The following is a 25,010-nucleotide window of genomic DNA, read 5'->3' as shown; positions in this document are numbered from 1 at the left end:
TTAAAGAGAGGTGAGTGGAATGGATGAAGATAAGAAATTAGGGTTGTTTACATTAACGGCGCTTGTAGTGGGGTCTATGATTGGCGGTGGAGCATTTAATTTAGCAAGTGATATGGCAAAAGGTGCTGGTGCTGGAGCCATTATTATTGGTTGGGTTATAACAGGAATTGGGATGATTGCGCTTGGATTATCTTTTCAAAATCTAACTGTAAAACGGCCAGATTTAGATGGCGGTATTTTTAGCTATGCAAAAGCAGGATTTGGTAATTTCATGGGATTTAATAGTGCGTGGGGATATTGGCTATCTGCCTGGCTTGGTAATGTAGCTTACGGTACATTATTGTTTTCTTCATTAGGGTATTTCTTCCCAATCTTTGAAGGCGGTCAAAATGTAGCATCCATTATTGGTGCAAGCGTATTATTATGGTGTGTTCACATGTTAATTTTACGTGGAGTTCAATCAGCAGCACTTGTGAATTTAGTAACTACAATCGCAAAATTAGTACCTGTATTTGTATTTATTGTTATAGGAATTTTCGCGTTTCATATTGATACGTTTCTAGATGGATTTTGGGGACAAACTGGTTCTTTTTCATGGGGAGCGGTTGGCAGCCAAGTTAAAAGTACAATGCTTGTAACTTTATGGGTGTTTATTGGGGTAGAAGGGGCTGTTGTTTTATCTAGTCGAGCAAAAACTAGAAGTGATGTAGGGAAAGCAACGGTTATTGGTTTAATTGGTACACTCATCATTTACATTTTAATTACATTACTGTCTCTTGGACTTATGCAGCAAGCAGATATTGCTAATTTGAAAAATCCGTCTATGGCTTATTTATTTGAAAGTGTTGTTGGAAAATGGGGGGCTATCTTTATTAATTTAGGTTTAGTCATCTCTGTATTAGGTGCTTGGTTAGGCTGGACTTTACTCGCATCTGAAATTCCATATTTGGCGGCTAAAGACGGAGTATTTCCAAAATGGTTTGCAAAAGAAAATAAAAATAAGGCTCCAATAAATTCATTATGGATAACAAATGGCTTAATTCAAATGTTCTTATTAACATTCGTCGTTTCCGATCAGGCGTATAACTTTGCATTCTCTTTAGCATCTTCAGCTATTTTAATCCCATATGCTTTTTCAGCATTTTATCAACTGAAGCATAGCTTAAAGTCTGAAGAATTGGATCGAAATAAAAATATAATAATTGGTTTGATAGCAAGTATTTATGGTGTGTGGTTAGTTTATGCAGCTGGTTTAGAGTATTTATTATTAACAATGACCTTATATGCGCCAGGTATTTTTATTTTTTACAATGTTCAAAAGCAAAAGAGTTCGAAGCAAATATTTACTCGAGTGGAATTAGCATCATCCGTAGCAATTGGTGCTTTAGCATTCTTTGCGATTTATGGATTAATTACAGGCAGTATTACTTTATAAAGCGCTGTGAAAGCGAAATTAACTGGAGGGCTGAAATATGGCACGAAGAAAAATTGTAGTTGCACTAGGGGGAAATGCGATACAGTCTGGAAAAGCTACTGCAGGGGCACAGCAAGAAGCATTAGAAAAAACAGCGGAACAACTTGTGAAAATAATGGAAAATGATGTAGATATAGTAATTGCGCACGGAAATGGCCCGCAAGTGGGGAATATTTTATTACAGCAAAAAGCTGCAGAAACGGAAAAGACACCTGCAATGCCATTAGATACTTGTGGTGCAATGAGCCAAGGGATGATTGGATATTGGATGGAAAATGCGATTGAAAAGGCATTGAAAAAACGGAATATAAAAAAAGACGTAGCAACGGTTATAACACGCGTTGTCGTGGATGAAAAAGATGAGGCATTTAAAAATCCAACTAAACCAATTGGTCCTTTTTATACGGAAGAAGAAGCAAGAAGATTAATGGAAGAAACAAAAGCAGTGTTTAAAGAGGATGCTGGCAGAGGGTGGAGACGTGTTGTTCCATCACCGAAGCCTGTAAGTATTCATGAGCATAAAGTAATTAATTCTTTAGTTGAGGATGGAAATATAGTGATAGCTGTTGGTGGTGGTGGAATTCCAGTAATTGATTCCGAAGAAGGGTTAAAAGGAACTGAAGCGGTTATCGATAAAGATTTCGCTGCGCAGAAATTAGCTGAATTAGTAGATGCTGATACGCTCGTAATTTTAACTACAGTTGATCATGTGTATGTAAATTATAATCAACTGAATCAAAAGAAATTAGAGCATGTCACAGTGAATCAATTAGAAGAATACATTGAGGAAAAACAATTTGCTGCGGGAAGTATGCTTCCAAAAATTGAAGCTGCTATTAATTTTGTTAATACAAATCCAAAAAGAAAAACAATTATTACGTCTTTAGAAAAAGTATATGAAGCACTAGAAGAAAAAGCTGGTACTATTATTTCTAAACAGAATGTATGCATGTATGTTTAAATAATTGTGTGCGCTATTTATTAGTAAAAAAAGAATGAAGTTAGTAACTTCATTCTTTTTATTTATTAATATTTTTTGTACTCATTGTTCATAAAGTTTTCATGATGAAATCTTAACATATAAGTTAATTATGATAAAATTTAATTTGAATACGCTTTCTTGATTTTTCGCTCCAACATACAGCAAGAGAGAGGGAATTTTATGAATAGACGGAACGTAGTTAAAGACTTAAAACAATTTGAATTATTTGCTCATTTAACAGAAAAGAAATTGAAAGGTTTGGCGGAGTTTGTCTATTGGCGAACTTATAAAAAGGGTCAATTTTTATTTTTAGAAGGGGATTCAAGAGAAAGAATTTACTTCATGTTAGATGGTTTTGTAAAGTTAGAGCGGGTAAATCAAAGTGGAAATTTATTATATGATGACTATGTAAAGCGGTATTCTATTTTTCCTTATGGTGGTATGTTTACAGACAGAGGATATAACTATACGGCAGAAGCGATGACAGATGTAGAGGTATATTATATTCCGACAGTAATTTTCGAAGATATGGTGAAATCTAGTAGGACGCAATTAATGTACGTTGTTCAGCAATTATCATCAATATTAAAACTAAACGAAAATCGAGTGCAAAATATTACAATTCCTAATGCACAAGATCGAGTCATTCAAACATTAAATTATTTAATGCAAGATTTAGGAGAACAGAGTGGCGAAACGATTGTAATTTCATGCCCACTTACAACAATTGAAATATCAAAAATATCTGGGACGTCCCGAGAGACGGTTAGCGGCGTATTAAAACAATTAAAAAACGATAGTATTGTTACAATTCTGGATAAAAAAATTACAATACATAATCCAACATATTTTGAGGAGGTCTCTATGTGAAAATTGCATATTGATTTTCTAATTCACATTGTATATTAATAAGGTTCTTTATATATTTATAAGGAACTTTTTTACGTTATCCTCTATAAAATGATTGTATATTATGGTAATAATAGCTAAAATCGATAATAAAAAAGCAAAAGGAAGGGGAGAAGGAATGGTTCGAATTGAGTATGATCGATTAGTAGCTATTTGTTACAGTATAGGGGTTTTGTTATTATTAAAAATTCCAAACGATAATGAATTAATTGGGGAAAAACTATTCAATTTCTATAAGGTTCCGGTATATACATATATTTATATGGGTTATAAAGTTTCAAATATATTAATTGTTTCTTTCGTACTACATATAATCGCATTTATATTATTTGTAAAATGGCTAGTAAAAAAGAAATCTAGTACATTTAGAACAATGAATAAGATAAAAGTAGTAGGCATTAGTATTTTGATTTTAATGATGCCGTTTATTTTAAATAACATTCTCCATACATTGAATAAAACATGGTACTACGCAGGAAAAACAGGGGTAGAGGCGATAGAATATAAAAAAGAAGATAGCCAGTGTAGAATGGAGAAAAATGGAGAGGGTATCGAACAAAAATGCATTGTGACTTTAAAAAATTATCGTAATCATTCACAGGTATTAAAAGTTGTTTTATATGATAATGCAAACGAGAATTCAAAAGGTTATCCAGTACCGAAACCAGTCTATTTACAAAAACATGAGACAAAACAATTCGAATTTCAAATTCCTGTTGCTTATAATAGCGGTATTGAAAAAGATAAAGTACCAAATATTAAATTACATTCATTGCATAAAAATGATGAGAAATACAATTAATCCGTAATTGAAAGTTTATGAGTAGGAGCAATAATTTGAAAAGATATAGAAAATCAACTTGAATCATCCAACATGCTGTGAGGTAACGGCATATTGGATGGTTTTTTATTTTATCCCCTTTTTTACGTATGAAAGGGTGGGATACTTTGTTGAAAACGAAAAACATTACAAGGGTCATATGCTGTCTTCACTTTACGCAACCTTTGAAAATTAGAGCCATAATAACTAGTTTGCCAATTTTTTATGTCGATATCGGGCCAATTGACATAGTCTCCTAGTGTGTAAGGATCTAAGCTTTCCCGTAAATCTTTAACCCAGCGTATATTTCGATTTTCTTCATCGTTGCATTTCCAAGAAGTAATATATTCTTGAGCAATAATTGCCTTGCGGTGGAAATAAGCTGTTTCATTAGGTGAAATGTTTTCTACAGCACCTACGAGTGATTGGTGCCAAATACTCGCATCTTTATTTGGTGCATGAGAAAGAAAATATCGTAAGATTTGAATACCTTTAAGAGGGATAGGTTTATATACGTAGGAACCAGAACGTTTGAATTTTTCAGGAATATTGCCGCTATTAAAGAATTGAACAGCCTTTATATACGGGACTTCATCTATAAAGAGAGAAGGATTACCAGTTTCAAGAAGAGGAGATAATAGATGATAGAGTTCAGAAGGAGAGCCGACAAATTCACCTTTCACCTCGATTTTATTTCGTTGTTTAGAGAATAATTCAATTGATGAAGTGAGACGCTCATCTATATAAGGTGCCCAGTTTTGCCAAGTTTGAAATGCAGCAATAAAGTCTTTCCATTCCCATGTAAGTGAGAAAATTGATACGTTTTTAATAGGGTGGACTCGAAAGGTTAAGGAAGTAACAATTCCGAAATTTCCACCACCACCGCCACGGCATGCCCAAAATAGGTTAGGGTTTTCTTGTTCATTTGCACGAATGATTTTTGCACCAAATTTCCCGCACGCTTGTACCATTTCGACTTCTACTAATTGATCACATGTTAGTCCAAATAAGCGTGAAAGCATGCCAATGCCACCGCCGAGTGTTAGCCCCACAATTCCGACACTTGCACTTGTGCCAGCTGGTATTGTAACACCGTATTTCCAAAGTTCTTTATACACAGTGCCAAGATGTGCACCCGCTTCAATTGTTGCTGTTAATTTTCCTGTACTAACCGTAATTTGCTTCATTTCACTCACATCAATAATAAGCCCGCCATTTAAAAGAGAGAAATTTTCGTAGCTATGTCGTCCACTTCTTAAGCGAAATGGTATATGACGCTCACGTGCCCATTTTAAGGCATTACACACATCATTTTTATTTTGACAAAAAACAATAATACAAGGAAATTTTGGAATGCTTAAATTTAAATTTATTCGGGCTATGTCATACCCAGGATCAGAGGGAACGATGATACGACCAGTTAATTTTGTTTGTTTCAATTTATATCTCCTTTCTGAAATAATATGAGCTTGTATTAGTATATGAAGAGTGTATTTAACACGCATGGACGAGAAGAAGAGAAGGGTTAGATTTATCCCGTTATTTGCGAGAAGTAAGACAATCGGGCTGAAGCAAAGAAGATAGGGCTGCTCGTAAAAGCTCGATTGGTAAGGGCTAATAATCAGCGGGGAATGGACACCTCCTTAATGATTAAAGTTTCACTTTATCTTTGTGAGAAATAAATAAGGCATAAGAATAAGGAAACTACATAGAGTTCAATGAAAACAGTTGCAAACTCTCCATATTTTGTTATGATAGTGTTACGAAAACGTTTGCATAAAAAATCGAGATGCAAAAGGAGAGAGTTATTATGAAGAAAACATGGTGGAAAGAAGCAGTTGCTTATCAAATTTATCCACGTAGCTTTATGGATTCAAATGGTGATGGTATTGGAGATTTACAGGGGATTATTGCAAAGCTGGATTATTTAAAAGATTTAGGTATAGATGTAATTTGGATTTGTCCAATGTATAAATCACCTAATGACGATAATGGTTATGATATTAGTGACTATCAAGATATTATGGATGAATTTGGTACGATGGAAGATTTTGATATGCTACTAGATGAAGTTCATAAGCGTGACATGAAGCTTATTATTGATTTAGTTATTAATCATACAAGTGATGAACATCCATGGTTTATTGAATCAAGTTCTTCTAAAGACAATCCGAAGCGTGATTGGTATATTTGGCAGGATGGGAAAGACGGGGCGGAACCAAACAATTGGGAAAGTATTTTTAATGGTTCTGCATGGGAGTATGATGAAGTAACAGAACAATATTATTTACATTTATTCTCGCGTAAACAACCAGATTTGAACTGGGAGAATAAAGAAGTTCGTGAAGTGTTATACGATACAGTTAATTGGTGGCTTGATAAAGGGATTGATGGTTTCCGTGTTGATGCAATTAGTCATATTAAAAAAGAAGATGGCCTCAAGGATATGCCAAATCCAAAAGAATTAAAATATGTACCATCTTTTGATAAACATATGAATGTGGACGGTATTCAACCTTTATTAGAAGAGTTAAAAGAAAACACATTCTCTAAGTACGATATTATGACTGTTGGTGAAGCAAATGGCGTTAAGATTGAAGATGCTGAGCTTTGGGTTGGAGAAGAACAAGGTAAATTCAATATGGTATTCCAGTTTGAACATTTAAGCTTATGGGATGCAGAAAAGAAGAAAGACCTTGATGTTGTAGGATTGAAAAAAGTATTAACGAAATGGCAAAAAGGATTAGAAAATAAAGGATGGAACGCTTTATACATCGAGAATCACGATAAGCCACGTATCGTTTCAACGTGGGGAGATGATAAACAATATTGGCGTGAAAGTGCAACAGCTCTAGGAGCGATGTATTTCTTTATGCACGGTACACCGTTTATTTATCAAGGACAAGAAATTGGTATGACAAATGTTCAGTTACCAAATATTGAAGATTACGATGATGTAGCAATTAAAAATTTATATCGAGAGAAAATTGCAGAGGGCGTATCACATCAAGATATGATGGAAATTATATGGGCTTCTTGCCGCGATAATTCACGTACACCTATGCAGTGGAATGATGAAATGAATGCTGGCTTCACAACAAGTACACCTTGGTTTAGCATGAATCCAAATTACAAAGAAATTAATGTTGAAAAGCAAAAAAATGAAGAAAAGTCTATTTTCAATTTCTATAAGAAAATGATTGCCTTGAAAAAAGAGCACGATGTACTGAACTACGGTACGTACGATTTACTTTTAGAAGACGATCCACAAATTTATGCATATACACGTACGCTACAGGATGAAAAAGTCATTGTAATTAGTAATATTTCAAAAGAGGAAGCTGTGTATAATGAGAGTTTATTCGCATTAGAACGCAAACGTTTGCTTTTAAATAACTATGAAGTTGCGGAACATGAAAAAATAACTACAATCACGTTGAAACCTTATGAAACAAGGGTTTATCGCATTTCATAATGAAAAAGGATGCTCCTTGAGCATCTTTTTTTATGAAAAAAAATAAATTTCTATTGCAATGTGAAAACGCTTTTATTAAAATAGATTTATGAAAACGGTTGCGTAAAGAGAAAAAAGTAACATAAGGAATCGTTTTCATAAGAGAAACAGAAATTATAATTTAAATCATTATGTTGTTATAAATAAAGGGGAGGAAGAACAGATGAAAATTACGTCTTTTGATTTTTGGCAAAAGTTCGGGAAAGCATTATTAGTGGTTGTAGCTGTAATGCCAGCAGCTGGTTTAATGATTTCGATCGGCAAGTTAATTGGGATGTCTGCTGGGGATATTAACGCAGTTCATACAATTGCTCGAGTAATGGAAGACATCGGTTGGGCAATTATTACAAATCTACACATCTTATTTGCAGTAGCAATTGGAGGATCTTGGGCGAAGGATCGTGCAGGTGGTGCATTTGCAGCACTGTTAGCATTCGTCTTAACAAACAGAATTACAGGAGCTATCTTTGGCGTAAACGCTCAAATGTTAGCGGATTCAAAAGCGACAGTTTCTTCATCATTAGCAGGTGATTTACTTGTAAAAGATTATTTCACTTCTGTACTTGGTGCACCAGCATTAAACATGGGAGTGTTCGTAGGGATTATTACAGGTTTCTTAGGAGCTACTTTATATAACAAATACTACAATTATAATAAACTGCCACAGGCACTAGCATTCTTTAATGGAAAACGATTTGTACCATTCGTTGTAATTGTTTGGTCTACAGTCACTGCGATTGTATTATCACTTGTATGGCCATTTATCCAAAGTGGATTAAATGAATTTGGTCGCTGGATTGCAGCATCTAAAGATAGTGCACCAGTTATTGCACCGTTTGTATATGGAACGTTAGAACGTTTATTATTACCATTTGGATTACATCATATGTTAACGATTCCGATGAACTACACAGAGCTAGGTGGAACATATACGATGTTAACTGGCTCAAAGGTTGGACAAATTGTAGCGGGACAAGATCCGTTATGGCTTGCATGGATTACAGATTTAAATAACTTATTAGCAAATGGAGATACGAAAGCATATAACGATTTATTAAATAACGTTGTACCAGCTCGTTTCAAAGCTGGACAAGTTATCGGCTCAACGGCAGCGTTAATGGGGATTGCGTTTGCGATGTTCCGTAATGTTGATAAAGAAAAACGTGCAAAATATAAACCAATGTTCTTATCAGCTGCATTAGCAGTATTCTTAACAGGTGTAACAGAACCAATTGAATTCATGTTCATGTTTATTGCACCAGTATTATATGTTGTGTATGCGATTACAACAGGACTTGCATTCGCATTAGCGGATTTAATTAATTTACGTGTTCATGCATTTGGATTTATTGAGTTAATTACTCGTACACCAATGATGATCAATGCAGGTTTAACGAGAGATTTAATCAACTTTGTCATTGTTTCATTAGTGTTCTTCGGCCTTAACTTTACGTTATTCAACTTCTTAATTAAAAAATTCAATTTACCAACGCCAGGGCGTGCAGGAAACTATATTGATAATGAAGATGAGTCAACAGAAGGAACAGGAAATGTACAAGATGGTTCATTAGCAACAAAAGTTATTGATTTATTGGGCGGAAAAGATAATATTGCTGACGTAGATGCTTGTATGACACGTTTACGTGTAACAGTAAAAGATTTAGATGCCGTTGCACCAGAAGCAAAATGGAAACAAAATGGTGCTTTAGGACTTATTGTAAAAGATAAAGGTGTACAAGCAGTATATGGCCCGAAAGCTGACGTATTAAAGTCAGATATTCAAGATATGTTAGGTGCGTAATAATATGAAATTGCTAACTTTAAATTGTCACTCTTGGCAAGAAGAGAATCAAATTGAAAAAATAAAGTATCTTGCTAAAGCAATTCAAGAAGAAGATTATGATGTGATCGCATTGCAAGAAGTAAGTCAGTCTATACAAGCTGAAAATGTATGCGGTAACAAGAAAAAAGATAATTTTGGACTTTTACTGCTAGAAGAGTTAAGAGCATTAAATGTAAAAGAATACAATATTATTTGGGATTTCTCTCATATTGGATATGATGTGTACGAAGAAGGATTAGCAATTATAACAAAGCACAACATTGTAAAGGAAGATACGTTCTTTGTCTCAGAAAATAAGGATACAACGTATTGGAAAACACGCAAAATTGTAAGTACAACAATTGCTTATAATGATAAGAATATAACGTTTTATTCTTGCCATCTCGGTTGGTGGAATGATGAAGAAGAATCATTCCAAGACCAAGTTGATCGTTTAATGGAGCGTGTAAATAGCAATGAACTTTCCTTCTTAATGGGTGATTTTAATAACAATGCTCGTTTAGAAGGAGAGGGTTATGAGTATATGATGCAAAAAGGTTTATATGACACATATGAACTAGCGATAGAGAAGGATGAAGGAACAACTGTCCAAGGAGAGATTGCTGGTTGGGATGAAAATAAACAAAACTTACGAATCGACCTAATATTAAGCAATCAAAGTAAAACAGTTACTTCTTCAAAAGTCATTTTTAATGGAACAAATCGAAATGTAATTTCTGACCATTTCGGTGTAGAAGTACAATTAGATATATAATAGAAGAAACCCTCACAGATAATGAAAAGCTGGGAGGGTTTTTTGATAAATACAAGTATTCCCAAGAGAAAATACTTGTATTTTTTATGACATTTCCTATATATTTGTTATTATTGAATGTAAAACTAATTCGGTCATTTTGTATGCATACTTTTTTTACTTCGTTATATAATGAAGTAAGTGAAATATTTAATGGGAAAAATAGTATGTTTTCGTTTAATCCACGATGTAGAAAGTGATATAATTACAAAATGTATGTATCATTTTCTAAAGAAGGAAAAATATATAATTAGGTGATAACTTTTATGAAACAAATTTGGCGTATTTATAAGACAGATTTACGGAATGTAGCCAAACATTGGGCTGCAATTGTTATTGTTTTAGGGTTAATGATTTTACCATCGTTATATGCATGGTTTAACATTAAAGCTTCTTGGGATCCTTACGGAAATACGAAAGGAATCCAAATTGCAGTTTCTAACCAAGATGTTGGATCAAATTTAAGAGGGAAAGATATTAACATCGGGGAAGAAATTGTAGATTCACTTAAGAAGAACAAAAATTTCGGGTGGAAGTTTGTTGATGAAAAGCAAGCAATTTATGGAGTAGAGCGTGGAGATTATTCCGCAAGTATTACTATTCCAAAAGATTTTTCTGAAAAGATTGCAACGGTCTTGAATGAAAATCCACAGAAACCAGAACTTGATTACTATGTAAATGAAAAAGTAAATGCGATTGCACCGAAAATTACAGCTAAAGGTGCATCGGGTCTTACAGAAGAGGTTAGTAAAAACTTTGTTAAAACAGCAAACGGTGAGATTTTTAAAATCTTCAATGACCTTGGAATCGATTTAGAAACAAACTTACCAAGCATCGAAAAAGTAAAAGATCTTGTATTTAAATTAGAAGCGCAGTTCCCAGAAATGAATACACTTATGGATAAGGCGTTAGATGATGCGACTCGAGCAGAAGATGTTGTGAAAGTAGCGCAAAAAGAGCTGCCAGTTGTAGAAAGTGTTATTAATGATGGTCAAGAAGCGTTAGGGAATTTAGATAAATTCTTTGCAAACAACGATCAAACATTGCAAAATGCTCCTGGGACAATGAGAAATAATTTAACTGTAGCAAAAGATGTAATGGATAAAGCAAATGCTGTTACGAACTTTTTAATGAACCCAGGGGTAGACCTTTCTGGTATGAAGGGATTACCTGAGTTTCCAGCGCGTCCGGATCTTTCAAAGTTGAATGATGAAGGTTATAAAAATATTGCAAGAAATCTTAATCAAACAGTGAATAATGTTTTAAACTCGGCGCGTGCAGGAACATCATACGGGAAAAGTGTTGTAAACGGATTACAAAATGGCCAGTTCGATCCAGAAAAGGCAAAGCAAGATCTTAATGCGGTTTCTGAGAATCTTCAAGGTCGTACGGATAGTATTGTGTATCTTATTAATGTATTTACTGAACTTCAAAAATCAGCGACGACTGATTTTGGTCAAAGCTTCTTCCAAGGGCGAGTGGATCGCTTAACTAGTCTTAAAGGCAAAATGGAAAATGCAAACAACGGTATTAAAGATATTGTAAATGTTATTGGCACAGGACAAGAAGTAAAGAAAGATGTAACAGATGCAGCAAATCAAAAATTAGATGCAGCAAATGGATTAATTGATCAAGCTGAAAAAGATTATAATGAAACATTTGTAGCAGATTATAAAAAAGCAGTTAGCACAGTTGATCAAGCGAAAGCTGATGCAAATGAAACATACGATACTGTGAAAAATGAATATGATAAGGCAAAAAATACTTTTGAAGGTGTTATAGCAGACGTAAATAATAGAGGTGTTAATGGATTAGATAGCACAAAAGTAGCTTTAAACGATTTAAATGGTCAATTACAAGCTACTAAGAATCTAATTGGTGATGCGATTCCGGTTCTAGAAAGCACAAATAAGGTATTAGCAGATGTAAATAGTGACAAAAACCTTAATAATGGAATTGCAAAATTAAATAAAGCACAAAATACTGTTCAAAAAGGTATAGATGCAACGAATAAGGCAACTACACTAATTAACAATGGACAGAAGCCTACAAAAGAGGTTGTAGAAAGTATTAATGAAGCAACTAAAAATGCTTCAGCTCAATTAGGAGATTTCTTAGCAACGTATGATTCAGAAATTGTTCCGAACTTTAATACAGCAATTGCTCGTACAAAAGAGATGTCGAAAAATACAACTCAAATTTTAAATGATGCAGACAAAAAGCTTCCAGATGTTAAAAAATTACTAGAAGATTCATCAAAAGGCTTAGTAGATGGTCAAAAGAAAATTGCAGACATTAAAGCTGAAATGCCGGAGACTGAGAAAAAGATTAAAGAATTAGCAGATAAAATTCGTGATTTTGAATCTGAAGAGGATATAAAAGACATCATACGCTTATTAAAGAATGATGTTGAAAAGCAAAGTGACTACTTTGCAAATCCAGTAAATTTAAAAGAGAATAAATTATTTGCAATGCCGAACTACGGTTCAGCAATGTCACCATTCTATACAGTGCTTGCATTATGGGTAGGCGCATTATTAATGGTTTCATTATTAACGGTAGAAGTACACGAAGAGGGCGCGAATTATAAGAGCCATGAAGTTTACTTCGGACGTTTATTAACATTCTTAACGATAGGTCTTTCACAAGCGTTTATCGTATCAATGGGAGATATATTCTTACTCGGTACGTACGTAGTCGATAAGTTCTGGTTTGTGTTATTTAGTTTATTTATTGGGGGAGTCTTTGTTTGTATCGTATACTCACTCGTTTCTATTTTCGGAAACGTTGGGAAATCGATGGCGATCATTTTACTTGTACTGCAAGTAGCAGGATCAGGCGGAACATTCCCAATTCAAATGACACCACCGTTCTTCCAAGCGATTTATCCGTTCTTACCATTCACATATGCAATTAGTGCAATTCGTGAAACAGTTGGCGGAATGCTTTGGGATATAGTAACTAGAGATTTACTTGTGTTAAGTGTTTTCGTAGTAGTTATGATTGTTGCTGCGTTATTACTGAAAACACCAATTAACAAATCAAGTGAAAAATTCGTTGAGAATGCAAAAGGAAGTAAAATCATTCATTAATAAAAAGGTTCCTACCGATAGTGGTAGGAACCTTTTTGTTTAATCAAATTTTAATTTCTTTAATGCTTCTGCGAATGGATTGTTTAATGGTTCTTCTTCTTTGTTCTGTTGTTTCATATATTTTTGGACGTCACGTTTATCAGCTTTGCTGCCGGATTCTTTTTTACGTCTCTCTTGGAATGTAGAAAGTTTCTCACGATAGCCACATTTACATGCGAAAATTTGGCCCGCTCCTTCACCACGAAGTTCTAGTTTCTTTTTACACTGAGGACAGCGTGCGTTTGTAGTGCGGGATACATTTTTACGGTGACCACATTCGCGATCTTGGCATACAAGCATTTTACCTTTTTTACCGTTTACTTCTAACATTGGTTTACCACAGTCTGGACAAGACTTCGTTGAAATGTTGTCATGTTTATATTTTTTATCACTCGATTTAATTTCAGCAACAATTTCTTTCGTATAGTTCTTCATTTCTGAAATGAATAATTCTTTCTTTAATTTTCCTTTAGCGATAGCTTCTAACTTTTGCTCCCATTCACCAGTTAGTGTAGGAGATTTCAGTTCTTCTGGCACTAAATCAAGTAACTGACGGCCTTTTGAAGTAATATGAATATCTTTACCACGTTTTTCAAGCAAGAACGAATTGAATAACTTGTCGATAATATCAGCACGCGTTGCTACAGTACCTAATCCACCAGTTGACTTTAACGTGTCAGCAAGTTGTTTGTTTTGCGTATCCATGTATTTTGTTGGGTTTTCCATTGCTGAAAGTAATGTTGCTTCATTAAAGCGTGCAGGTGCTTTCGTTTGACCTGATGTTTGGACAATTAGTTTTATGTTTAATGTATCGCCTTTTTCGATGCGAGGTAAGATTTGTTCTTTTACATCATCGCTTGCATCATCATCTTCAAACCGATTTGCATAAACCTCTTTCCAACCAGCATGTAAAATCGTTTTTCCGCGTGCGATGAACGTTTCGTCACCAATTTTCGTGCGCAATGTTAGTTGTTCATATTCAAAGGCCGGGAATAAAACAGCTAAGAAACGTTTTACAACTAAGTCATAAATTTTACGTTCTTTATCTGTGAAAGCTGAGAAGTTTACATAGCTCTCTGTTGGAATAATTGCGTGATGATCACTTACTTTACTATCATCAACAAATGATTTATTAGATTTTACAGGTTTCTGCAATACTTTATGTGCTAAAGGACGGTATTCTCCAACTCCGCAAGCCTTCAGACGCTCTGGAAGTGTTCCGACAATATCAGATGAAATATAGCGTGAATCTGTACGAGGGTACGTTAAAACTTTATGCTGTTCATATAATTTTTGCATAATGTTTAATGTTTCTTTCGCAGAGTAACCAAATATTTTATTCGCATCACGTTGTAGTTCAGTTAAATCGTAAAGACCAGGAGCGAACGATTTCTTTTGTTTTTTATCAATGTCTACAACAGTAGCATTTTGTTTACTAATTTTGTTCACGATTGCATCAGTTTTTTCTTTATTAAAGCTACGGCTATTTCCTTTTGTATCTTGCCAAGTTAGCTTTAATCTCTCAGCTGTTTGAGCTTCGATACCATAGTAAGTTTGAGCTTTGAAATGTTTGATTTCATCTTCACGGCTTGCAATCATGGCTACAGTAGGTGTTTGAACACGACCACAATTTAGTTGGGCATTAAAGCGAGTAGTTAATGCTCGAGTCGCATTAAGTCCGATATACCAGTCAGCCTCTGAACGTGCGACAGCTGAAGCGTATAGATTGTCATATGCTTTTCCTGGTTTTAAATTTGCGAAGCCATCTTTAATTGCTTTATCGGTAACAGATGAAATCCATAGACGTTTAATCGGTTTCTGCATTTTAACTTTATCGATAATCCAGCGTGCGACCAACTCTCCCTCACGACCGGCGTCAGTAGCTATAATGATTTCATTTACATCTTTTCTAAGAAGCTGACTTTTTACAGCGTTAAACTGTTTCCCTGTTTGTTTAATAACGGTTAGTTTTAAACGCTCCGGTAGCATTGGTAAATCTTCTAAATTCCACTGTTTATATTTCACATCATAGCTTTCTGGATCAGCTAATGTAACGAGATGACCTAAAGCCCAAGTAACAATATATTTACTACCTTCAAGATAGCCGTTCCCTTTTTTATCACATTTCAGTACACGTGCGATATCACGTGCAACAGAAGGTTTTTCAGCAATTACAATACTTTTTGCCATGTTTAAAAACATCCTTTCAAATTTCCATACGTTAAATATAGCATACATCTTTGTTCTATTCAGTCTTGCTGACGGTTTGAGTTATTTGTGGTGAAATATACGTGTGAGAGTTTTACTTATATAAAGGCGAAGAATGGTTGAACCAGGAGAGTTATGATCTCTATCATTTTATAAAAGTAAAGAACTTGTTATTTTACTAGAATAAGAGTAGACTTTGAAGTAGATGAATAATAAACACATGGGAGTTTGTGGATGCAAACTGAGAGTATGACTAATCCGTCATTGACCATTTGAACCTGTTGGATAATGCCAGCGTAGGGAGAGTGTAAAAGCACATGTTCAGGCACTTTGCGTACGCGCAAAGTGCCTTTTTGTGTATCTCCCATCATTAAAGTTAGGAGATGAAAAGGATGAATATGAAAGAAATTAGTAAAGTAGTGGATTTGGTGAGAGAGTCTAATCCACTCGTGCATAATATTACAAATGTTGTTGTAACAAATTTTACAGCAAACGGTTTGTTAGCATTAGGAGCATCACCTGTAATGGCGTATGCAAAAGAAGAAGTAGCAGAAATGGCTAGCATTGCGGGAGCCCTTGTTTTAAATATGGGTACACTTCGTCCTGAAGAGGTAGAAGCGATGTTACTTGCTGGTAAATCAGCAAATACGAATGATGTACCAGTATTGTTTGATCCAGTTGGGGCAGGAGCAACTTCTTATCGAACAGAAGTCGCGAGATATATTCCAGCTGAAATCGATTTAGCTGTTATTCGCGGAAATGCAGCTGAAATAGCTAACGTTATTAATGAAAAATGGGAAATTAAAGGTGTAGATGCTGGTACTGGAAACGGTAATGTTGTAAATATTGCAAAACAGGCAGCGGATGAATTAAATACAGTTGCGGTAATTACTGGAGAAGAAGATGTTGTTACAGATGGAGAGCGAAGTATTCTTATTCGAAATGGCCATCCTATTTTAACGAAAGTTACTGGAACAGGTTGTTTACTAACTTCTGTAATAGGAGCATTTGTAGCGGTAGAAAAGGATTATGTAAAGGCAGCAGTAGCCGCATTAACATTCTATGGAGTAGCAGCAGAAATAGCGGCTTCGAAAACAGTAGAGAATGGACCAGGAAGCTTTCAAATTGAATTTTTAAATCAGTTAGCGAATACAACTTCAGATGATATTGAGAAGTATGGAAAGATTGAGGTTATACAGTAAGGAGGGGAACTAGATGTCGCGCATTACAATGGATGAAATGTCTAGGTTATTACGAGTATATTTTATTATGGGAAGTAACAATTGTACGAAGGAGCCACTACAAGTATTGAGAGATGCACTTGAAGGCGGTATAACAATTTTTCAATTTCGTGAAAAGGGGAAAGGGGCTTTAACGGGAGAGAAACGTATTGATTTTGCGAAAGAACTGCAAGCGCTTTGCAAGGAGTACGATGTACCATTCATCGTAAATGATGATGTGGAACTAGCCCTCGAGTTAGATGCAGATGGCGTGCATGTTGGACAAGATGATGAAGGAATTACATCTGTTCGTAAAAAAATGAGAGATAAAATTATTGGAGTATCTACACATACAATTGAAGAAGCACGCTGGGCGATTGAAAATGGAGCCGATTATTTAGGAGTTGGTCCAATTTTTCCGACGAGTACGAAAAAAGATACAAAAGCGGTTCAAGGAACGAAAGGTCTAAAGTATTTTAGGGAACAAGAGATTACAATACCGATCGTTGGGATTGGTGGGATTACAATTGAAAATACAGCTTCTGTTATAGAAGCGGGTGCGGATGGTGTTTCAGTTATTTCAGCGATTAGCTTAGCGGAATCTGCGTATGAAAGTACGAAGAAATTAGTTGAGGAAGTAAATAAGAGTTTGTAGAAAAAGCCCATGTAATATTTTAAATGCTATATGGAGGAATAGACTGCCAAAAAAGTTTAAACAAACGTTTGATTAAAAAAGCACAAACCTTTTTAAATAAAGGTTTGTGCTTTTTCTTTAAAACATAATTGAAATTAAGAGCATTCCAATTCCAATAGAAGTAAAGGTTGCGATCAGGCCCGGAATCATAAAGCTATGATTTAAAACATATTTACCAATTCCTGTTGTACCAGTACGGTCAAAGTTAATTGCAGCAACGATTGTCCCGTAGTTTGGAATGAAGAAATATCCATTTACTGCAGGGAACATCGCAATAAGTAATGCCGGTGGAATACCAAGTGATAGTCCAAGTGGCACTAAAGCACGAACTGTTGCTGCTTGGCTATACAGTAAAATAGATAGAATGAATAGTGCAATAGCAAATAACCATGGTGCACTTGTCACTAAGTGTTGAATTGATCCTTGAATTATATTTAAGTTTCCGTTGAAGAAAGTATCTCCCATCCAAGCAATACCAAAAATAGCAACAACTGCTGTTGCGCCTGCTTTAAAGACGTTACCAGTTACAATGCTTTCCACATTTGGTTTACAGAAAATAATAATAAGAGCAGCAATGGTTAACATGACCATTTCAATTGTGTTTGGCATGGAAAGACGAGCTAACTTTCCGTCAACCATCCATCCCGGACGAAGGGCTTCAAATGAACCAAGAAGTACGACAAGGAAAGTTCCTACTAGGAAAAGGATAACTGATAATTTAGCGCCTTTTACACCCGAAAATTCTTTTTTCTCTTCAAGTTTAGGGATCATTCCCTCTTTTAATCGCTTCAAGTATTCAGGGTCTTCATTTAATTCTTTTCCCATTTTACTAGCAACGAATGCAGCTACCATACAAGCAATAAAAGTAGAAGGGATACTGACTTTTAAAATATCTAACAAGGTGATTTTATAGTCGGCTAACATTGCTAAAAGCGCAACTGTTGCAGCCGATATTGGACTAGCTGTAATTGCCTGCTGGGAAGCGATAACGGCAATTGACATTGGTCGTTCAGGTCTAATTCCTGATTCGCGAGATACTTCGGCGATAACGGGAAGTACAGAATAAGCGACATGACCAGTTCCCGCGCATAGCGTGAATAAATAAGTAACAATAGGAGCAAAAAATGTAATACGCTTTGGATTTTTTCGTAATGCTTTCTCAGCAAGGTAGACAAGGTAATCCATTCCTCCAGCAGCTTGCAAAGCACCGGCAGCTGTAATTACTGCTAAAATCATAAGCATTACATCAATAGGAGGAGCTGTAGGTTGTAAGTGGAAGACGAAAACAAGTATTGCCATACCAACGCCACCCATTACTCCTAGACCAACTCCGCCCAGGCGTGCACCAATAAAAATGCAGATTAGTAACGTAAGAAATTGTAGCCAAAACATGATAAACTACCTCCGAAATTCGTAAGTTAAGATATGTTTGAATAATTTAATTTGAATGAAAATTAAATAAACATCCGTAATAATCCTTATTCTATATACATTTTTTATTATATAACACAAGAAATGTAACATTCACGTACTTTGTTAAATTATTTCGAAAAAATAATCCGTTAAAACTTTATATTTATATGTACAAATGGGTGGACATTTTAATTTTTATGTTGTAATCTTTGATAGAGAATAATTTAATTCTCATAGAACTCCCATATCGTTCAACTCGTTCAGCGAGAAAGGCAAACTGATGGAAACATTAGGACGCAAAACTACAGGAGCTAAGGTCGAAAGGCTACGCTAGCCAGTTACCGGACGGATAGGGTTGGTCTTGACCAATGCTCTTTTCATTGGTCTTTTTTTATTCTCGAACATAGTGAGAATCATTTTCAAACAAAATATTCGTATATTTTGTTTTTTTGTTTTTAATTTTGATAATTAAGGAAGGTGAATATTAGTGAAAAAGTATTGGCATAAGTTATCATTTCTTCAAAAGAACGTCTTATTAACTGTCTTAGTTATTTTGACGCTTGTTGGAAGTATGGGTGCATTAAGCTTCAACATGTTTCAAAATAGTATGATGTCTTTATTTGAAAGACAGTCTATTGAAACGGGAGAGATAGTGCTAAAAAAACTGGATGTAGAATTAGTTAGAGACATGACGAAAGACCCTACAGCCGAAAGAGTGAAAAAAGAAAAGTTAACAGGGCAATTAGATGAAGTGTCAAAAGAATTGAAAAGTGTTGGACAAACGTATGTTACAGGAGCAAAAGCGAATGAAAAGCGAGAGTTACAACTCGTTGGTTTGACTACAGAGTTAACAAATGCAGTCCCTGTAAAGCCGGGAGATTATTATGAACAACCCGCTCATTGGATGAATGCATACGATAAAGTGATGGATACGAAAAAGGCTCAGATGACAGAAGTATATGAAGATGAATTAGGTTCGTGGGTGACAATATTAGAGCCAATTACAGATGGAGAAAACAATATTGTTGCAATTGTTGCGGCTGACTTAGATGCTTCTATCGTTCCTAGTACAAAGAAGGATTTTGTGATACAGGGTATACTCTTTATTATTATTTCATTAGCAATGGCAACTATTACTCAATTCTTTATCGTACGTCACTCGTTAGCTCCATTAAAAGATTTACGAGAGGGATTACGTAAGATTGGTGAAGGTGATTTAAGTATTAAATTAAAAGAAAGACCAGATGATATTGGAATTATTAATGTATATTTCAATAATACGATTGATAAATTTAAAGGGATTATAGATAAAGTAAGACAGACTGCTGAGCAAGTTTCTTCTTCTTCACAAGAATTGTCGGCAAGTACAGAGGAAAACAGTATGGCAGTTCAAGAGATTGCAAGTTCTATTGAAGGTTTAAGAGTAGGAGCGCAATCTCAAGAAACTTCAGTACAACAATGCCTAGGAATTGTACATGGAATGGAAAATAAGGTAGAAGAGATAACTGGGGCTGCGAAACAAGTTGCAGTTGCTTCAGAAGGTATGGAGCAACATTCAATTGAAGGTAATGAAGTCATTGGACAAATTATTAATCAAATGAGTTTAATCCAAAATGCAGTACAAGATTTATCTTCTATCATCTATTCGTTAGAAACAAGGTCAAAAGAAATTAGTGATATTGTAACTGTAATTACAGGTATTTCAAATCAAACAAATTTATTAGCCTTAAATGCTTCTATTGAAGCTTCACGTGCTGGAGCAGCTGGAAGAGGGTTTGCAGTTGTTGCTGATGAAGTGCGCAAATTAGCAGAACAAACTGAAACGTCAGCGAAAGATATAGCGAAATTAATTAGTGAAACGCAGACTGAAACAGAAGAGGCTGTAGTTTCAATGCAGAAAGGTTCAAAAGAAGTAGAATCTGGAATTACTCTTGTTCAAAGTAGTGGTGCGTTCTTCGAGAAAATTTCAAAGTCAGCACAGTCTGTTACAGATCAAGTTAGGGCTGTTTCTAGCAACTCAGGTGATATTTTACAAAATAGCCAGAATATCGTTCAAGTCGTAAATGAATTATCACATATCGCGAATACTTATGCGAATAGCAGTAGTAATGTTGAAGAAAGTATGAAGGAGCAAGAAATATCAGTACAAGATATTGCAGAATTAGCTACATCTTTAAGTTGGCTTTCACAGGAGCTACAAGAGTTGATTGGAGAATTTAAAAGTTAATAAAAAATATAAGGTGTAGATATAATCTGCACCTTTATTTCTTTAATTAACAGTCTAATATCTAAATTTAAGGATGTTAGAAGTGAAACTTTAATCAGTGGGGGATGAACACCCCTACTGATTAAAGTTTCACTTTATTTTATGGAGAGCGAGAGGATTCAGTATGAGTATTTTCTTAAAACGTTCATATGTGGAGAGATATGAACAATTTTTGCAACAAAATTATGAACCACTTATGATACCGAAGGATTTTCAAGTAAACGAATATAAGCAGATGAAAATTAAGGATATACAAGCGATCGAACATAGTAAGTTAGATATAATAGTCGCTACTTTTGTATGGTTGCATCATGTTAGTAATGAAAAATGTATAGTGATTCCTCATTATATGGAACAGAGTAGTTATCCGTTATGTATTACGATTTCAGAGGAACTTTCTTATGAAGAGCTAAAAGTAGAAATTAATGATCAAATTGTGCAGTTAGAAAACATGGAAGAAGTACAAAAGGTATTATTACAATATGATGAGGGGAAATGGGGGAAACCTGCAGTTACAGTAGGAAAAGAGAATAGAAATAGTCAGTTGAACTTTATTGAATTAAAGAATAATTACTTTGAGGTTTCTTATAATAAAATGCAATTGGAAGAAAAAACAGCGACTCGTTATATAGAGCAAATTGAGTATGTATTACAGCAAGGAATTACAAACGAGAAGCAATGTATTGTATCTATGGATATTATTCCAGAAGAAGAGTTAGCAATATATAAAGAGATAAATCATACAGAAGTACCATATCCGAATAAGAGTATTTCCGATATGTTTTATGAAACAGTAACAAAGTTTTCAAATCGTATAGCCTTGTCTTCAGTAGAAGGAACATTAACATATGAACAACTAAATAAAAGGAGTAATCAAATCGCTCATATGTTATTACATAATGGAGTGAAGCAAGGTGATTATGTTGGTATCTTCATGAAACGAAGTATTGATACAGTAGTAAGTTTATTAGCGGTTTTAAAAGCAGGCGCTGCGTATATTCCAATCGATCCAGATTATCCTGCCAATCGGGTGCAGTATATTATTGAGGATAGCCAATCGAAATTAGTGCTAACAAAAGAAACAAAAATTCCGTATGAAGGCATTCGAGAGTTGTCTCTTTATAATATTGAAAAGTTTTCAGATGCAGATGTGAAATTGTTAATTCATCTTGATGATATTGCATATATGATCTACACATCAGGTTCTACAGGAAACCCGAAAGGAACAATGCTTGCGCACCGCGGGGTAGTTAATTTATGTACATGGATGCAAAGACATTATGGATTAACTGAAGAAGATGTTTTTGCACAGTTTCCATCATTTAGTTTCGATGCGTCTATTTGGGAGTTATTTGCTTCATTATTCTGTGGTGGAAATGTATATGTTTTATTAGATGAGCAAAGACTTTCAGTCGATGCTTTTGCAAATGCAATTTATAAAGAAAAGGCAACATCTATTTTAGGATTAGCTACAATTTTCTTACAACAAGTAGCAACATACCTTCCAGATGAAAGTAAATATAAGTTGGATTCATTAAAGAGAATTGCAGTTGGTGGAGAAATGCTTACTGCTGAAGTAGTGAAATTATGGCGACAGAGAATTGGTACTCATGTTCAATTGAATAATGCATATGGTCCGACAGAATGTACAATTACAACAACTACTTATCCAATTCCAGCGGAGTTAAATGATAAATTTGCTAGTATTCCAATTGGGAAGCCAGCGGATAATTATAAAGTTTGGATATTAAATGACAATATGAAAGTTTGTCCAATTGGTATTCCAGGAGAATTATATATAGAATCAGTAGGTATCGCGAAAGGTTACTTTAATAAGCCAGAGAAAACAGAAGAAGTGTTTATTCCACACCCCTTAAATTATGATAGTAGGATATATAAAACAGGTGATGTTGTTAAAATATTGGAAGATGGAAATATTGAATTTCTACACCGTAAAGACAATCAAGTGAAAATTAGAGGGCACCGAATTGAACTAGGTGAAATCCAAAATACAATTGCAAAATATGAAATGATAAAAGATGCCGTTGTATTTACGAAGAAAAGTGAAGAAGGTAGTCATTATTTAGTTGCTTTCTATACAACTGTTAATGAAGTTGCTATGGAAACCTTAATACACGATTTAAGAGAACAATTACCAGATTATATGGTGCCATCTAAGTTAATTTATATTAATGAACTGCCACTTACACCAAATAAAAAGGTTGATGTGAAGCGATTAGCACAACTGGAAGAAGAGTATGAGCCAGTTCGTTCACAAGAATATATCGCACCATCTACTGAAGCGGAAGAAAAAATAGCAAAAGCTTGGATTGATGTATTAGGTGTCTCAAAAGTTAGTGTCCATGACGACTTCTTTACAGTTGGTGGGCATTCATTAAAGGTATTACGAGTTTTAACTTTGCTTAAAGAGGATTTCCCGCATTTAACAATTCAAGACTTTTTCCAGGAACGCACAATATATAGGTTATCGCAAATTCAAAGGGAATTAAAAGTAGAGGAAGAAGACGTATTCCGTGAATATAAAGTAATTCATGAGCCAGCAACAATTTCACATATAAAAGAAGTGAAAAACGGTAAAGTTTCAAATATCTTTTTAACAGGAGCTACTGGTTATTTAGGTTCTCACATATTGTATGAATTACTAAAAGATACAACAGCACATATTTATTGCTTAGTAAGACCAACGCAAGATATACAACAAAGAATTGTTAATACATTAACAAATTACTTTGAAAATATAAAAAAAGAATGGCTACAACGTATAACAGCAGTACCTGGTGATCTTGGGGCAGAGAATCTTGGTATGAGTGAGGAAGAATTTAAAGTCATTCGTTCCGAGGTTGATACTGTAATTCATTGTGGTGCAGATGTAAGACATTTTGGAGATGTGGCTCAGTTTGAAAATGTGAATGTGCAAGGAACGGGTCGTATGCTAGCGTTAACTGAAGAAGGAGCGACATTCCACTTTGTTTCAACAATTGGTATTCCGATAGAATTAGCGATGGATCAATGGGATATATATGAAAAAACAGGTGATTTTAACTACGATGTGGTGTTGGAGAATGTGTATTCTAATAGTAAACTACAGGCAGAAAACCTTGTTCGTGAAGCGATAAAAGATGGTGTACGAGGAAATATTTATCGTGGGGGTAACTTAGCTTGTCATTCAAAAACAGGAAGGTTCCAACAAAATATTGAAGGAAATGCATTTTATCGTCTGATTAAAGCGATGTTACTTATTGGACAAGCTCCGAATGTAAAGTGGAAAATTGATTTTACACCAATTGATTTTGCTAGTAAATCGATTGTAACATATGTACAAGATTCACAAATAGCTGGAGAAATGTTACACATCTGTCACCCATATCAAATTGAATTTGAACATTTTATAAAGCTAATTGAGGAATGTGGATACAATCTTGAAATGGTTCCACTCTCGCAATATATAAATATGGGGCTTATATTAGCGAAGGAAGATGAAGTAATAGCAGAGCTAATTGCTTCTCAAGTTGCAGGAGATGGAGCACAGCAATCTGAAATTGTAATGGGTACTCGTAGAACGAATGAATGGATTAAGAAAAAAGAACTGGTAGTGCCAGCGATTAATAAAGAATTTATTCAGCAATTATTAGCTCATGGTGAAGAAGTTGGATATTTTCCAAAAATAATGAAATGATATGTACGCTTTTGTTTGTTCAATAAAATAAATCATGCTACAATGA

At 34.7% G+C, this 25,010-nt stretch carries 15 protein-coding genes and 2 riboswitches; of the genes, 12 read left to right on the top strand and 3 right to left on the bottom strand.

The features are described from left to right. Positions 1-19: 19 nt before the first annotated feature. The 4 genes from arcD to MR155_RS19530 all read left to right on the top strand — a co-directional run bounded on the left by arcD (position 20) and on the right by MR155_RS19530 (position 4,167). The gene (arcD, locus tag MR155_RS19545; protein WP_242310881.1) at positions 20-1,435 is read left to right on the top strand and encodes an arginine-ornithine antiporter; all 1,416 of its coding nucleotides are present in this window, start codon (positions 20-22) and stop codon (positions 1,433-1,435) included. Between the two features lie 37 nt (positions 1,436-1,472). Further along, positions 1,473-2,435, top strand: coding sequence for a carbamate kinase (gene arcC, locus MR155_RS19540; RefSeq protein ID WP_242310880.1), 963 nt, complete (start codon positions 1,473-1,475; stop codon positions 2,433-2,435). A 201-nt stretch (positions 2,436-2,636) separates the two neighbouring features. Then, the gene (locus tag MR155_RS19535) at positions 2,637-3,326 is read left to right on the top strand and encodes a Crp/Fnr family transcriptional regulator (protein ID WP_088038295.1); all 690 of its coding nucleotides are present in this window, start codon (positions 2,637-2,639) and stop codon (positions 3,324-3,326) included. Between the two features lie 157 nt (positions 3,327-3,483). Then, on the top strand, positions 3,484-4,167 hold the full coding sequence (locus MR155_RS19530; RefSeq protein ID WP_242310879.1) for an ABC transporter permease: 684 nt from the start codon (positions 3,484-3,486) through the stop codon (positions 4,165-4,167). 122 nt (positions 4,168-4,289) lie between these two features. On the opposite strand, the gene MR155_RS19525 is transcribed toward MR155_RS19530, so the two are convergent. After that, positions 4,290-5,624, bottom strand: coding sequence for an FAD-binding oxidoreductase (locus MR155_RS19525; protein ID WP_242310878.1), 1,335 nt, complete (start codon positions 5,622-5,624; stop codon positions 4,290-4,292). Between the two features lie 371 nt (positions 5,625-5,995). Between MR155_RS19525 and MR155_RS19520 the strand changes: the two genes are divergently transcribed. From MR155_RS19520 to MR155_RS19505, 4 genes are all read left to right on the top strand, one after another. Next, positions 5,996-7,660, top strand: a complete 1,665-nt coding sequence (locus MR155_RS19520; RefSeq protein WP_242310877.1) for a glycoside hydrolase family 13 protein — start codon at positions 5,996-5,998, stop codon at positions 7,658-7,660. A gap of 202 nt (positions 7,661-7,862) precedes the next feature. Continuing rightward, on the top strand, positions 7,863-9,500 hold the full coding sequence (locus tag MR155_RS19515; protein WP_242310876.1) for a PTS transporter subunit IIBC: 1,638 nt from the start codon (positions 7,863-7,865) through the stop codon (positions 9,498-9,500). Positions 9,501-9,504: 4 nt separating this feature from the next. After that, positions 9,505-10,296: an endonuclease/exonuclease/phosphatase family protein gene (locus MR155_RS19510; RefSeq protein WP_242310875.1), complete on the top strand. Its 792-nt coding sequence runs from the start codon at positions 9,505-9,507 to the stop codon at positions 10,294-10,296. 305 nt (positions 10,297-10,601) lie between these two features. Then, on the top strand, positions 10,602-13,427 hold the full coding sequence (locus tag MR155_RS19505) for a YhgE/Pip domain-containing protein (protein ID WP_242310874.1): 2,826 nt from the start codon (positions 10,602-10,604) through the stop codon (positions 13,425-13,427). A gap of 39 nt (positions 13,428-13,466) precedes the next feature. Here the strand turns inward: MR155_RS19505 and topB are convergent, their stop codons facing one another. Continuing rightward, complete coding sequence (gene topB / locus MR155_RS19500; RefSeq protein WP_242310873.1) at positions 13,467-15,656, bottom strand: DNA topoisomerase III; 2,190 nt, start codon at positions 15,654-15,656, stop codon at positions 13,467-13,469. A gap of 228 nt (positions 15,657-15,884) precedes the next feature. Further along, a riboswitch (TPP riboswitch) is annotated at positions 15,885-15,994 on the top strand. A gap of 72 nt (positions 15,995-16,066) precedes the next feature. On the opposite strand from topB, the gene thiM reads away from it, so the two are divergent. Beyond that, positions 16,067-16,876, top strand: coding sequence for a hydroxyethylthiazole kinase (gene thiM, locus MR155_RS19495; RefSeq protein WP_219300389.1), 810 nt, complete (start codon positions 16,067-16,069; stop codon positions 16,874-16,876). 13 nt (positions 16,877-16,889) lie between these two features. Continuing rightward, complete coding sequence (gene thiE / locus MR155_RS19490) at positions 16,890-17,549, top strand: thiamine phosphate synthase (RefSeq protein ID WP_219300387.1); 660 nt, start codon at positions 16,890-16,892, stop codon at positions 17,547-17,549. A 117-nt stretch (positions 17,550-17,666) separates the two neighbouring features. Here thiE and MR155_RS19485 read toward each other — a convergent pair whose 3' ends face one another. Beyond that, positions 17,667-18,980, bottom strand: a complete 1,314-nt coding sequence (locus MR155_RS19485; RefSeq protein ID WP_219300385.1) for an anaerobic C4-dicarboxylate transporter family protein — start codon at positions 18,978-18,980, stop codon at positions 17,667-17,669. A gap of 282 nt (positions 18,981-19,262) precedes the next feature. Further along, positions 19,263-19,347, top strand: a riboswitch (cyclic di-GMP riboswitch). Between the two features lie 141 nt (positions 19,348-19,488). On the opposite strand from MR155_RS19485, the gene MR155_RS19480 reads away from it, so the two are divergent. Continuing rightward, positions 19,489-21,228: a methyl-accepting chemotaxis protein gene (locus MR155_RS19480; RefSeq protein ID WP_219300383.1), complete on the top strand. Its 1,740-nt coding sequence runs from the start codon at positions 19,489-19,491 to the stop codon at positions 21,226-21,228. Positions 21,229-21,391: 163 nt separating this feature from the next. Next, positions 21,392-24,964: a non-ribosomal peptide synthetase family protein gene (locus MR155_RS19475; RefSeq protein WP_277958721.1), complete on the top strand. Its 3,573-nt coding sequence runs from the start codon at positions 21,392-21,394 to the stop codon at positions 24,962-24,964. Positions 24,965-25,010 lie beyond the last annotated feature (46 nt).

It is taken from the genome of Bacillus cereus group sp. BfR-BA-01331 (assembly GCF_022663915.1).
Classification (GTDB): domain Bacteria; phylum Bacillota; class Bacilli; order Bacillales; family Bacillaceae_G; genus Bacillus_A; species Bacillus_A mycoides.
Note: the sequence above shows the minus strand (reverse complement) of the source record. Positions and strands in the feature narration are given on the sequence as shown.